This is a genomic window from Vibrio sp. SBT000027 (assembly GCF_963894355.1).
GTDB classification, from domain to species: Bacteria; Pseudomonadota; Gammaproteobacteria; order Enterobacterales; family Vibrionaceae; genus Vibrio; species Vibrio splendidus.
The window spans coordinates 954,767-968,456 of record NZ_CAWQGD010000001.1 but is presented as its reverse complement, the minus strand read 5'-3'; the positions used below and the strand labels follow the sequence as shown (position 1 = coordinate 968,456).

12 protein-coding genes are annotated in these 13,690 nt (G+C 43.9%); 4 read left to right on the top strand and 8 right to left on the bottom strand.

The genetic code is table 11. The features are described 5' to 3' along the window. Positions 1–45: 45 nt before the first annotated feature. Entirely contained in the window at positions 46–942 is an 897-nt protein-coding gene (locus AACU28_RS04070; protein WP_017091845.1) for a LysR family transcriptional regulator, read from the top strand. A gap of 86 nt (positions 943–1,028) precedes the next feature. Here AACU28_RS04070 and AACU28_RS04065 read toward each other — a convergent pair whose 3' ends face one another. The 3 genes from AACU28_RS04065 to AACU28_RS04055 form a co-directional block, all read right to left on the bottom strand. Then, the gene (locus AACU28_RS04065) at positions 1,029–1,322 is read right to left on the bottom strand and encodes a YkgJ family cysteine cluster protein (protein WP_121602411.1); all 294 of its coding nucleotides are present in this window, start codon (positions 1,320–1,322) and stop codon (positions 1,029–1,031) included. Between the two features lie 167 nt (positions 1,323–1,489). Further along, a complete protein-coding gene (locus AACU28_RS04060; protein WP_102487314.1) occupies positions 1,490–2,674 on the bottom strand; it encodes a D-alanyl-D-alanine carboxypeptidase family protein in 1,185 nt (394 codons plus the stop codon). A 178-nt stretch (positions 2,675–2,852) separates the two neighbouring features. Further along, positions 2,853–3,443, bottom strand: coding sequence for a DUF4136 domain-containing protein (locus AACU28_RS04055; protein ID WP_121602410.1), 591 nt, complete (start codon positions 3,441–3,443; stop codon positions 2,853–2,855). A gap of 268 nt (positions 3,444–3,711) precedes the next feature. Here AACU28_RS04055 and AACU28_RS04050 point away from each other — a divergent pair, with 268 nt between their 5' ends. Then, complete coding sequence (locus tag AACU28_RS04050; protein ID WP_010430226.1) at positions 3,712–3,966, top strand: YgjV family protein; 255 nt, start codon at positions 3,712–3,714, stop codon at positions 3,964–3,966. A 134-nt stretch (positions 3,967–4,100) separates the two neighbouring features. Here AACU28_RS04050 and AACU28_RS04045 read toward each other — a convergent pair whose 3' ends face one another. After that, the gene (locus tag AACU28_RS04045) at positions 4,101–5,564 is read right to left on the bottom strand and encodes a sensor domain-containing diguanylate cyclase (RefSeq protein WP_017082077.1); all 1,464 of its coding nucleotides are present in this window, start codon (positions 5,562–5,564) and stop codon (positions 4,101–4,103) included. 295 nt (positions 5,565–5,859) lie between these two features. Then, positions 5,860–9,027: a chitinase C-terminal domain-containing protein gene (locus AACU28_RS04040; protein WP_121602409.1), complete on the bottom strand. Its 3,168-nt coding sequence runs from the start codon at positions 9,025–9,027 to the stop codon at positions 5,860–5,862. A 451-nt stretch (positions 9,028–9,478) separates the two neighbouring features. On the opposite strand from AACU28_RS04040, the gene AACU28_RS04035 reads away from it, so the two are divergent. Then, the gene (locus AACU28_RS04035) at positions 9,479–11,065 is read left to right on the top strand and encodes a BCCT family transporter (RefSeq protein WP_004731433.1); all 1,587 of its coding nucleotides are present in this window, start codon (positions 9,479–9,481) and stop codon (positions 11,063–11,065) included. A 148-nt stretch (positions 11,066–11,213) separates the two neighbouring features. On the opposite strand, the gene AACU28_RS04030 is transcribed toward AACU28_RS04035, so the two are convergent. Further along, positions 11,214–11,576: a RidA family protein gene (locus AACU28_RS04030; protein ID WP_004731436.1), complete on the bottom strand. Its 363-nt coding sequence runs from the start codon at positions 11,574–11,576 to the stop codon at positions 11,214–11,216. 282 nt (positions 11,577–11,858) lie between these two features. Here AACU28_RS04030 and AACU28_RS04025 point away from each other — a divergent pair, with 282 nt between their 5' ends. Next, entirely contained in the window at positions 11,859–12,305 is a 447-nt protein-coding gene (locus AACU28_RS04025; RefSeq protein ID WP_076646849.1) for a DUF417 family protein, read from the top strand. A 107-nt stretch (positions 12,306–12,412) separates the two neighbouring features. Here AACU28_RS04025 and AACU28_RS04020 read toward each other — a convergent pair whose 3' ends face one another. Then, positions 12,413–13,165, bottom strand: coding sequence for an alpha/beta hydrolase (locus tag AACU28_RS04020; RefSeq protein WP_121602408.1), 753 nt, complete (start codon positions 13,163–13,165; stop codon positions 12,413–12,415). Positions 13,166–13,373: 208 nt separating this feature from the next. After that, positions 13,374–13,658, bottom strand: coding sequence for a YciI family protein (locus AACU28_RS04015; RefSeq protein ID WP_054543156.1), 285 nt, complete (start codon positions 13,656–13,658; stop codon positions 13,374–13,376). Between the last annotated feature and the right edge of the window lie 32 nt (positions 13,659–13,690).

Here is a 13,690-nt window from a genome sequence, read left to right as displayed (position 1 = left end):
TAGTAAAGATTCCAAATTGGAATAGATAAACACAAGGTGAGTAAGATGGATAAGATTGAGTGTATTCGTATCTTTGTGGAAACCGCGCAACTGAATAGCTTCACCGCAACCGCCAATAAGTTAAACATGACACAGGGTGCGGTTAGTAAGAAGATCGCATGGTTGGAAAGTGACTTAGGGATGACTCTGTTTCAACGAAACAGCCGCAAGATATCCCTCACTCATGTAGGGAAAGATTACCTAGAATATTGCTCCCATTTGCTCGAAGAGATGTCTGCCATAGAAAGCAAGCTCAAGCGTGAGACAGAATCCGTAGAAGGCGAGCTCAAGATATCTGCGCCAAGTGCCTTTTCATCGATGTTACTCAGTGAGCCGCTTCAAGCTTTCATTGAACAGCACCCAGGTATCCGCATTAACCTCAGTGTCGACGACCGTATTGTTAACCTCAATGAACACAATATAGATGTCGCCATTCGAGCATCACAACTTGAAGACTCAGGGTTAAAAGCTCGCTTTCTTTTCAACAATAGAGTTCACTACTTTGCATCGCCCGATTACTTAAAAAATCACGGAAAACCTAAACATCCGCAAGATCTTAGCCAGCATAAGTGCTTAACTTATTCTCTGATGAACCCTGCAAACGAATGGCGTTTCAAAGACAAAGATCGCCAATGCACCAGTATGGAAGTAAACCAAATTTTCACGTCAGACAGTCCAGAAATGTTGCTTAAAATGGCGAGACAGGGGTTAGGTGTGGTTGCTTTACCGGATTGGATGGGCAAAGAGTTTGTAGAGACTGGGGAATTAACGCAGTTATTAGAAGATTGGAGCAATGACTACTTACCTATGTACGCGGTGTACCATGCAAGTGATTATTTGCCCCAACGAATTCGAGTATTTATTGATTTTATTGCGGAGTGTTTAAGTTCCACAAACAGTTAGAGCTCAACCAGAAATCAATCAACCAATCGATCAATCAATAACTCATCAAGCCTCTATAAACGACCAATCAAACATTAAGATGGTACTTAGCCCATAACATCTGTGCGTTGTTCCACACACTCGTAAGAGCCCATTTCGAACTCACGGCAGATCCATGGTCGGTTTTCGTAAATAGTACACATCAGTGTTTCTCTATCTACCGCAGAGCACCAACCGTCATCTAATCTCAGCATGGTTTCGGCGCCCCACTCGTCATAAGCAATATGCTCTTCAGGAACGCCGGTATCTGTGATGATCATAACCTCTAAACGACAACAGCATGCCTGACAATTGGCACAAGTTACTTCAGGTTCGGTTACGTTCTTTATCTCTATGGTCATAAGTGACTACACTGCTAAATTTTGCGTATAGTAATCGAAACCGTCCGCTACGGCTAATAAAGAAAGTAGGTGACGGTGTTTTCATGGATGTAGAAATAACAATGGGCGTTGTGATTTGCTCACAACGCCCATTAAGTTTTCTCGTTTTAGCTGAATAACGACCCTATTTAGAATAGGCTCGCGAAAAACAACTTAATGTAATCCATCAGACGTTTGAATATTCCACCTTGTTCAACAGCCTCTAGCGCAATCAATGGCTGAGTTTGCACATCTTCACCATCGACTGTGTAATGAACCACACCTAGTGTTTGACCTTCTGCAATCGGTGCCTTCAACTCAGAATCAAGTTCAATCGATGCCGTTAGCTTTTTACTGTCTGACTTAGGCAGTGTGATAAACGTGTCTTCTGCAACACCCAGCTTCAATGTATCTTTGGCACCAAACCATACCTTTTCTTCAGCGACTTCATCTCCACCTTGATGTGGGTTTAGAGTATCGAAGAAGCGGAAGCCATAGCTCAACAACTGTTTGCTGTCTGACTCACGGCTCTTAACGCTTGATGCGCCCATAACAACCGCGATAAGTCTCATCTCACCTTGTGTCGCCGAACTCGCTAAACTGTAGCCAGCGCCAGAGGTGTAACCCGTTTTCATGCCATCAACCGTCAAGCTTCTATCACGCAGTAAGCCATTACGGTTGTGTTGTGTGATGCCGTTGTAACTGAACGAACGTTCGCTGTATAAGCCATAAACATCCGGTAAGTCACGAATAATCGCACGACCTAATAATGCAATATCGTAAGGAGTCGAATAAAGATCGTCAGCGTCTAAACCATGCGCGTTCGCAAAATGGGTGTTTTCTAATTTCAGAGACGTGGCCCAAGAGTTCATAAGATCCACAAATGCATCTTGTGAGCCCGCAACGTGTTCCGCAATCGCTACACTCGCATCGTTACCTGATTGAATAATCAGTCCGCGGTAAAGGTCCATCATTGCTACATCGGTGTTCACTTCGATGAACATTTTTGAAGAGTCAGGGAAGTTCTTCGCCCACGCGTTCTCGCTGATTCGTACCTGATCGTCAGCAGAGATGTTGCCTCGCTTCATCTCTTGCCCAGCCACATAGCTGGTCATCAGTTTAGTCAAACTCGCTGGGTTTAACTTAGTGTGTGCGTTTTTTTCTACCAGCACATCACCAGAATTAAAATCAATTAACACATACCCTTTTGCGCCTAGGCTAGGTGGGCTTGGTACTATAGAAGGTGCTGCGATAGCTGCATTACTTACCATCGCTGCGTTACTTACAATGAATATACTTAATAGAGGGAGAGAGTATTTGGAAAACAGTTTCATTGAATCAAACCTAAGTTAACGTTTTGAGCAGTATAGACAAATGCTAGCAAAAGAAGCGCGAACTTTACGTTGCTTTACGTATTTGTACCATTCGTTACAAATAAAAAAGTATAATCTGCGATCTGACCATATTTTCAACAACTAATATTGACTCAACGAATGCATCCAACGCCTAATTCTATCGCTCAGGCATGCGTCTAAATAACATTTCAACAAAGCCAGTAATACGCTGTTTGCTCTCGCTTGGCTCTAAATCAGATTGAATGCCAGACTGTGCTAATGCTTGCCATTGTACGACCTGAGAGTTAGGTACGAAAAAAGCAATGTACAGCGATCCTTTCTCGGCGACCTTTCCGTCACCATCATAAAATGGCACCCCCGTTGAAAGCTTAATCGCATCGAAAATCGAGTCATCATTTAACTCTGATTCTTCGGCCAATCCAAAACCGACAACAACATCACCAACTGCACCATTTTGATTCAGTTGATAACCTTTCGTAGCGAGTTGATCTTCAATCGCATCACGCACTAGATCGGTTACTACGGTCTCATCGTATTTTTGAGAAAGGTAAACCTGCTCTGATTCAGGGTGCCACGAGTACGTCGTTACTCCGTGTTTCATGAACTCAAAATCACCGCTGGTGACCACACCATAATTATGCGTTGGCGGCATTTCTTGTGTGGTACATGCTGTCAGTCCAATCGCTATCAAAGCCAATAATGCTGCTTTTTTTATGCTTTTTGTTGCACAAATGGGTCGTTTTATCATTCGCGGCTTCCTTACCTATATAAGAATAAATATCAATTAACCTCCCAACATAAATAGTAATTATGTTAATAGAAAGGTCATTAAACGTTTGCGTAATCGCTAACCTTCACTTCTGCCCGTTTTGGGGGTTTAATCACAAAAACAGAGTTGGTATAGTCTACCTCGTTAAACATAACCAGACCATTCGAGGCACGGAGCTTCCTCAATCATCTCATGAAGAGAAGAATTGGTACCGACAAAGTATCGGCAAATTTAAGAGGGTCAAACAATGGAATTCAATATGGTTGAAATTTTAGGTTACGCGGCATCTATTATGGTCGCAATTTCATTAACAATGAAAGATATCGTTCGTCTGCGTGTCCTTAACTTTATTGGCTGTACTCTCTTTACAGCATACGGCGTTATGATTGACGCATGGCCAGTGGTCGCGACCAACGGTTTCATCGCTTGTGTAAACATCTACTTCCTTGCAAAAATGCAAAAGGAAAAAAAAACGGAAGCGATGAAAGCAGCGAAAGCTTAAATTAGCGATTAGCATTTCAAATATTTCTGAAAAAGCCCAAATAGAGCGATCTATTTGGGCTTTTTTGTGTTTGTCGTTCTCAAGAGCATGATTTCCAATCTTCCAACCTCGAAGACATCGATTCTTTCAACTGATCACATATAAGCAACGCGATATTCGTTCTTTTGATACGTCTGAGTGTTGTTACGTCCCCTCTCTTTTGCTTGATAAAGCGCTTTGTCAGCTTTATCGATCGCTGTTTCAATATCGGTGAGCGCTCGATCGTGACAACAGCCAGCACTGATTGTGACAGGTGACACCAAACCTTGCAGTTGCTCTACACTTCGTCTGAGTTCCTCAGACAATTCGAATAACTCACGCTCATCACAATCAAACGTCACCAAAATAAACTCTTCACCGCCATAGCGTGCAATCAAGCGACGACGATTAACAAATCTCTTCAGTGATTTTGCGACCTCACAGATAACCCTATCGCCTTGAGCATGACCATATTGATCATTCACCCGTTTGAAATGGTCAATATCAAGCAAAATGACACCGACATTTGTTAACGGATAAGGCGACCTCTGAGCAATTTTCAGCTTTAACTGCTCGATAAAACTCCGCCGGCTAGGAAGACCAGTGAGGTAATCAAGGCTCGCAACATCCAAGATTTTGAGATGACGATGCCGAAGGTAAAGCACCAACACGATGATAATGCTCAATAGGCTCACGACCAAAGCCATTAAACTAATGAACAGCAAACTATGATTTCTATTGAGCTCCTGCTCTAAAATACCGGCGGAAATGACCCAATTCAGATAGGGGTAAAACTTATAGAAGACGTTTTTGTTAGTCGTACCATTGTCACTGGAAATTGAATAGCTAAAGTGACCTTCTGGCTGGGTTGCGATTCGATCAATGAGCAGTTCGGACGAGTAGCCTATCAAAGCTTTCAATGACTTGTGTTCATAATCAGGATGAAGCACTAAGTTACCCTGAAGATCAATAATGTACACATATCCGCTATCACCGAACGCGTACTTTCTCAGCTTGTCTTTTAAGCCTTCAAGATCGACCAAATACATCAATTCTTCTTTATAGGTCGTCGCGACCAAAGTATTGCCACTCGGTAGCCTCATCGAATAGGCAACTTTTGCACGCCGACTGATCTCATGAGGATTAGCGTGAAAGTATTCGATCATACCAGAGTCGATACTGAGCTGTTTTTGGATATGAGTAAGATGCCCGCGCTTCTTGCCTTGCAAGAAAGGGTGGTAGAGGTGAACGCCTTGCGGTGACATCAAATAGATATAACCTGATTGTCCAATGTGCAGTTCACTGGCGATCTGGCTTACCTGTTCAATTTCTTGTTCCGGTGTGGCATGCCATACATGGGACGCAACGGTATCGGTAATTCCTTTGAGATATGTCTTTATCGCCTCATTAACTGTTGTGTCGACAATATCGTAACTCGCATTCACAATCGTTCGAAAGAATAGCTGGTTGGATTCCAACAGTGACCTTTCAGTTCGGTTAAATTGAAAGGCCGAAAGAATCATCGACACAATGGCGAGCGCAATGGAAAAACTAAGAATGTATTTACGTCTGACTTTCAAGATTACCCCATAGATTTATAATTTTAGGTAACGCTGTGACTTCTCTTATATACAGACTGTTTTATATCATGGTTTTATTTTTTACTGAACGAGTGTCGATATTTTTAAGGGTTTCTATACGCAATCTGTGACTTAAAGCAAAAACGCCGAACTGGATTCAGTTCGGCGTTTTAATTTTACGTTGAAGTTGATGACTTAAATCACACTAAAACCCTGATAAATAGACTTAAAAGCATTCGTATTTACTGGCTATTACTGCAATCTATTGTCTATAAATGGATTAGTTAGCATTAAATTAAGAACAAACCTGAGTCCAGCTACCATCACTACCCGGTTCAGAACTTGTCCACCAGTTCGCTTGGTAAATACTACCGTTATGAACCACTTGGTCGCCAGTGTTTGCATGGCTTGGGTTACCCGCCCAATCTTTCTGAGGTAAGTCTGGGTAAACCGCTAAACCGGCTGTATCGCATGTACCTGGGTTTGTGCCACCATCGCCAGGGTTACCGCCACCTGAACTGATATCACCTAATGGTAGGTCTGGTTGCTCAAAGCTAAAGGCATAATCGATACCGTTCACGCTTACTGCATAGTTAGCAGGGCCTGAGATTGGCAAGTAATACACCATATCTAGCTCATACACGTCACCAGCTGGAAGCTCTTCCCATGTAGGCAAAGTAAACGCCACTCGGTGCATGGTTCCATCTAATCCACCAATGTTATCCGCACGAGTATGACCCGAAGCAATCACAGTTAAACCACCACCCGATTGATCTTTTGCATTGTCAGGCGCTGACACTGGGATATCGAATTGGAACTCGGTACCGCCCGGAAGTGCTTGACCTGTGTTGTTTGTAAACGTGATCTTAGGGTTAATTGGGTAGTTTTGGTCACCGACTTTGAAGCCACCAACCGATACCGTAATATCTAGCGCTTCTGTCGGGATAGCGCCCGTCGCTACCTTGTTTCCGTATGGGGTCGCAGACTTAAACTTGTCGTAGATAGCTTTCGTCATGGTGTTACCCATGTGGAACTCACCGTTACCGCTGTTACACGCTTGTTCTGTCGTATCGATAGACGTTCGGTTGCCACTTGCATCGATTACATAACAGTTGTAATCCCCTGCCAGTTCCCAGAACATGATACCGCCGATCTCTTTGTCGATAACGTAGTCTGCTTTCACGTTGATAGAATCTTTATCTTCCGTTGAAAGGAATACGCCCTTCTCTGCGTTCCACAACCAAGGGGCAACCGCTACGCTGTCGTAGTTACGCGTGTAAGTTCCCGTTAGAACATCAGATGGATCATTCACAGGATCAAGCTTGTAAGCCTCTGCATAAGAACCCCAAATGCCTTTCTCTAGGTTCTTCGCGTGCCACATTGGGTTAGAGCCCGCGCCCATTTCGTTGCCTTTCGGATCGGTATCGTGCCACATATTGTCGATACCAATTGCGCCATGACCACAGTTATTCTTCTCACCTTCCCCCGTACCTGCTGAACATTCAGCTTGGTTTGGAAGTGCAGCTCGGCCCCAAAGACCATTTTCGCCTCCGGTTACACCTTGCCAACCACGTGTGTAGTAAGGCACACCGATGTTAATACGACCTGCTGGCATAGAACCACGGAAGTAATGGTAAGCCCAATCCGTGTTCAGATAACCGATACCACCGTAAGCCGCAGTGCCGTAAACATTCCACTGTGCTAACTCAGAATCTTTACCGGTATCAAACAACGCTGCGTTATGACCTACGTGATCATTCCACGCACCGTGAAGGTCATAAGACATGATGTTCACGTAATCGAGATACTTAGTCACATCGAATGTTTCCATACCGCGTAACAGGTAACCAGAAGAAGGCGCCGCGATCGTTAACATGTAGTGATTGCCATCTTGCGCAGAGGCAGCATCAAGCTTCTCACGTAGCACTTTCATCAAGACTTGGTACGAAGCCCATAAGTATTGACGACGTGGCTCCATGAAGTCTTTGTCGTACGGATTACCGGCACCCGCCATAGAAGTTGGGTATTCGTAATCGATATCCAGACCATCGAACTGGTATTTACGCAGCATTTCCACCGCGGAAGTGGCGAATGTCTCGATACCTTGATGGTTAATCGAACCGTCGGCGTTGGTCGTCATGGTGTAAAAACCACCATCAGCCACTCGGCTACCGTCTGTCGCGAAATGACCACCGGTTTCAGCCCAACCACCGATTGAGATTAAAGTCTTAACATCGTGTTTTTTCTTAGCGGTCGCTAATGCACCGAAGTGACCTTTGAAGCCTAAGGTAGGATCAACTTCAACGCCCGGCCACTCTTTACCAACCGCTGCGTTATTCGGATCGTTCACATCACCCACGTTTACTTTGCCATCTGAGCCAATGCTCACGAAAGCGTAGTTAATGTGTGTAAGTTGTTCCCAAGGGATGTCATTTACTAGGTAAGCAGCTTGTGGGTCGTCCCCTGCACGCCAGCTGGTGAAGTAACCAATGACACGACGTGGGTGATCCGCGCCCATTTTCTCACGGCCTTCATCATCGTAAATAGTACAGTAAGGAACATCGACACCTTGAGTTTGATATAAGCCATCAGGTCGACAAGTGCTCACCGTTGGTACGCCATTCACCGTCAAAGAAGCCAGCGCTGAATCTGTCGTTGCGCCTTGATTGTCAGTCGCTTTTGCGTAAACCGCTAAAGAACCCGCTTGAGTGGTTGTGTAATCAAGCGTGTAAGGGGTAGTTGCAGCTGTGCCAATAAGAGCGCCTGCCACATAGAAATCTACTTTATCAACCGTGCCATCGCTGTCTGCTGCTGTTGCGGTAAGCGTTACTACACCACCAACATCGACCGAAGCTACTGAAAGCGCAACCGAAACTGTCGGTGCTTCATTTCCTGGCAGAACTGAATCAACAACCACTGAAACTTCACTAGCAAGGCTTGCCGCGCCTTCGTTATCTGTCGCGACAACAGAAACCTGATGATTACCCGACGTTGCAGCCCACGTTGCTTCAAATGGTGCCGCTGTCACAACCGCGACCGAAGAACCATCAACAAAGAATTCTACGGAAGCAACACTACCATCAGCGTCCAGTGCTGTTCCGCTTAATACGACATTGTCGCCTTCAACAATCACATCTGATGCTGTAGGCGTTGTTAATGAAGCCGTTGGTGCTTCGTTTGGTGTACCACCACCGCCATTACCACTACACACATCGACTTTCTTCCATTGTGCGTAATCGCCTTCAAATTGGCTTGGGTTGTTATTTTGATTCCAGTAGTTTGCTGAGTACGCGCTGCCGTCATGTGAAACCTGATCACCACCGGTATATACAGTGGCAGAGTCCCACGTTTCTAACGTTGAGCAATCCACAGCCGCATAGCTATTGAACGCCATTAAGCATGACGCGGTGAGAGTACTGAGTGTAAAAACCTTCTTGGCCACTCTTCCTTGGTTTAGGTGCATGTTAGCTATCCCTTAAGTTATTGTTTCAAGATGTTTAATTTAAATGGGACTTTACTCACCACTTAAATCTCTTCGCAAAACAACTGTAGGTAACAACGCAAATTTAACACCTAAAATATTCTCTATTTATAAAATGACTCGCATTAATTTGTTTATAGCATGCAATGAGTCGACACTTATTTTGCACCAACAACTAATATTAATTTATTTCGGAAAGCTAAAAAATAATGTCTCAAAAATCAGAAATGTGACTCAGCGTTTAGAAAAAAATTCGTATCAAAACTAACCAAAAAGTAGAGATTTACAGTCGATTTGGCTTTCTTTTTGGAATTCGCCCACCTTTTGATAACAAATGTGTTAGTATCTGCGGCTTTTTTGACGAACCTCACACTTCTATGCAAGTGTGGGAGAAATACATAGGCTTGAAAGAGCCAAATATAGCGAAGAAATAATGTCCAACTTGACGCAAGTCGCCAACGAAAACATCAACGCAGAAGCTACTTCTATCGATTTCAATAAAGCTCAATCTTTGGGTGAAAAACTGGAACTCGGAAACCCAGTATTTTGGCTTAGTGGGAGTTTTTTAACCCTCTTTGTCGTCCTTGCTTTCACCAACACCTCCGTGTTGTCCGAACTTGTAAACATCGGCTTTAGTTACTCAACTAAGTGGTTCGGTGCTTTCTGGCAAGTCCTACTACTACTCAATTTCATTATCGGCTTAGTGCTTGCACTAGGACGCACAGGCCACGTTCGTTTAGGAACGCTTGCTCTCCCTGAAATGACCACCTTTAAATGGATGTCTATCGTCCTATGTACGCTGCTAGCCGGCGGTGGTGTGTTCTGGGCAGCCGCAGAGCCTATTGCTCACTTTGTTTCAGCTCCGCCACTTTATGGCAACGCTGATCCTCAAGCGATGGCGTTCAACGCCCTATCACAATCTTTCATGCACTGGGGCTTCCTTGCATGGGCAATCTTAGGTGGTTTGTCTTCCATCGTATTAATGCACCTGCATTACGACAAAGGTCTTCCTCTTAAGCCACGCACGCTGCTTTACCCAGTACTTGGCGATAAAGCAATCAACAGCTGGATTGGTAACGTAGTCGACGCGTGCAGCATCGTCGCTGTAGCCGCAGGTACTATTGGCCCTATCGGTTTCCTTGGACTGCAAATCAGCTACGCGTTGAGCGAACTGTTTGGTATTTCCGACAGCTTTGCAACTCAAAGTGTGGTTATCGTTTTCGCTATCGCAATGTACACACTGTCTGCATTGAGTGGCGTGAACAAAGGTATCCAACTGGTTAGCCGTTACAACATCATCTTATCAGTGTGCCTAATCGGCTACATTCTGCTAGTAGGCCCAACGAGCTTCATCATTGATGGCTACCTACAAGGTATGGGCGAAATGGTGGATAACTTCATCCCAATGGCACTGTACCGCCAAGATACAGCGTGGCTAGGTGGCTGGACGGTATTCTTCTGGGGTTGGTTCTTAGGCTATGGTCCGATGATGGCGATCTTTATTGCTCGTATCTCACGTGGCCGTACGATTCGCCAAATGATCGTTTCTATCAGCATCGTTGCACCGCTAGTAACATGTTTTTGGTTCAGCATCGTTGGTGGTAGTGGTCTAGCGTTTGAATTAGAGAACCCAGGCGTAATTTCTAGCGCGTTCGAAGGCTTTAACCTTCCTGCTGTGCTACTGGCAATTACCGCTCAACTGCCGTTCCCTACTTTGATTGCGATTCTGTTCCTTATCCTGACGACCACGTTCATCGTGACGACAGGTGACTCGATGACTTACACAATCAGTGTTGTAATGACAGGCACTACAGAGCCAAACGCAGCCGTACGTACCTTCTGGGGTATCATCATGGGTGCAGTAGCCATTGCTCTTATCTCAATGGGTTCTGGCGGCATCTCCGCTCTACAGTCATTCATTGTAATCACTGCGGTTCCTGTATCGTTCATCTTGTTGCCGTGTCTATGGCACGCACCGAAAATCGCGAAACAGATGGCCAGAGATCAAGGTCTCGCTTAATGCCTGACCCGATTTAGTTTCGGGTAGCGTATAAAATTAAAAAGCCACTCAAGTGATTCACCTGAGTGGCTTTGTTTTATCTATTCGCTGTCTAATTGATTAGCTGATTAGCGTTTATACGACCAATTACTTCTACCGATATTTCGGCTTATTGAAACTTTTCACCCGCAGCAACCATAAACGACATCTCAACCAATAGCTCAGGGTTTGCCAGTTCTGCTTTCACACATGCACGGCTTGGCGCACAGCCTTCAGGGAACCACGATTCCCACACTTCATTTAACGCGTCAAAATTGGCAAAATCTGTTAGGTAAATCGTTACCGACAATACGCGAGATTTGTCACTGTCTACCAAGCTCATCATTTCTTCAGCTTGATCAAAAATTTGCTGAACCTGACTCTTAATTCCTGCCGTTGTATCCGTCTCTGGTACTTCCACAAAGCTTGCGATGCCATTAAATACAGTTACATCTGACCAACGTTTGGTCGGGTTAATTCTATGGATTTTCACGAGCGATTCTCTTCTTATAATTAGGGATTTGCGTCAACGTAATCTAATCCAAATCGTGAGTATTGAAAACAAAAATTGGAAAGCTCGCTGTACCTTTTGAACAGCACTATCGCCTAAACATTGCTTCGGTTCTCAACATCACCAGTATTTAAGTTCATATCGAGACAATAAGTCTCTACCTGTAAAATCTCTAGATAAATATATTAATTATTATTCTCAATGCGAAATTTAATCTGAACTCCTGCGGTCATATTCAGGGATTTTATTAAATGGAGTACTTTTATGCATGTTCAAACCTATGATTTAAAACAGAGTAATGTCGGATACAACCTAGGCGTGGTTGGCGTAGCATTAGTGCTCGCTTGGATTGGTATTTATAAGTTTACGCCAACCGAAGCGATGCTCATTGAACCGCTAATCGCAAATCATCCTGCAATGAACTGGCTTTACAATCTGTTCTCAGTACAAGCTGTGTCTAACATGGTGGGTGGCGCGGAGATCATTGTCGCGATTGGACTGATCGTTGGATTTAAGAAACCAACAATTGCTTTCTATTCAGGCATTGCTGCAGCGGCCATCTTTGTTGTGACACTCAGCTTCCTAATTACAACGCCAAATGCTTGGAAAGTATCGGATGGCATCTTAGTCACTAACTTCTTCCTAGTGAAAGATATTCTATTTTTGGCGATCGCGATTAGCGTAATCGAACGTAACAAACCTCAGAAGTAACCGTAAATCTATAAGCGGCCGTAACTAGAAGTAACCCTAAACCTTGAAATAAAAAGACTCGAAGCTGGCTAGAAGGACGCTGCCAGCTTCTAATGGATTAGATGTTTCTACTCAACTTTTACTTTCAACTCTTCGCACGCTAAGCCATCCAAAAAGCCAATAATAATATCATTCGTACTTTGCTTCGCGAGATTAGAGCCATAATCACTTAAATCCATATGTTTAGAGTTTGGAATCTCAACAACACAACTACCATATTGCTTTTGCTCTGATTCAGTCGGTAGTACCCCCTCTTTAGTAGGGTATTCAGTTGCTCGAATGGAAAGCACTCGGATACTTTCACTTTTAGGTAACGTGACTCGTTTATGGTCGAGCGTAATTAACTGAGAAACATAACTTTTATTTTCGTTACTCAACCATGTAGAAATATCGCCACCATTCGAATGCCCGACCAAGGTTAACTTGTCAAAATCATAAGTAGGGAAACGACTCGCTAGCTCATGTTGAAGTACGTTGAGAGTTTGTGCCCCTCGCATCCAATTCTCAATTCGTGTCTGATACAAGTCACCAGTCTTCGATAGAGGAGGATCACTTGGTAGTTCGTGATCGACATAAATGGTCATGTACCCCCTATCGTTGAGCATTTCTCCAACAAAACTATATTTGGTGAATAGAACTCGATTACCGGCACTAATAAAAGCCACGTCACACTGTTCTTTCGTTGTGCAACTATCAGAATCCTGCGGTAAAACAATCTCTAGAGGTATAGAGCGATCTCTTGTTGAATCAACAATGACCATTGACTGCGCTGTCGCAGACATAGATAAGGCACCTAAGAAAACACCTATTAAACACTTCATATCACCTCGAACTCATACACATAAGTAATGCAGCCATTAAGACAAGAGAAACTATGCCTCGAATCTTCAAAACTGCCCTGTCAAATTTGCGGCTAGTATTACTCATACAAGTTCACATCCCAAGCTGCCAGTGGCGAGAGTTTAGACTATAAAGCCCAACTAAAACAACAAGTTAAAATACCAATTAACTTCGTAGAGTAAATGTAACCTATAACAAAAACTTGAACTCTTGAGACGCCTTGGTTGGCAACATCTCGATGACTTCATACTTAGCGATATTCTCTCGATGAAAGGGGTCCTCGGTCAAAATCATGTCTAACTGTTCCCTGTTATTAAGCGTGGATAAAATAACACCACCAGTTCGAGGGTTCTTACGACCCGACAACTGAAAGTGCCCGAGTTCATACTGCTTGTTTAAAAACTCAACATGTTCTGGAATGAAGCGATCTACTTCTTCCAAAGGCACTTGGTATTCAAGAGAAACAATAAACATAATCTTTCCTTACTATAAGACGAGTTAACATC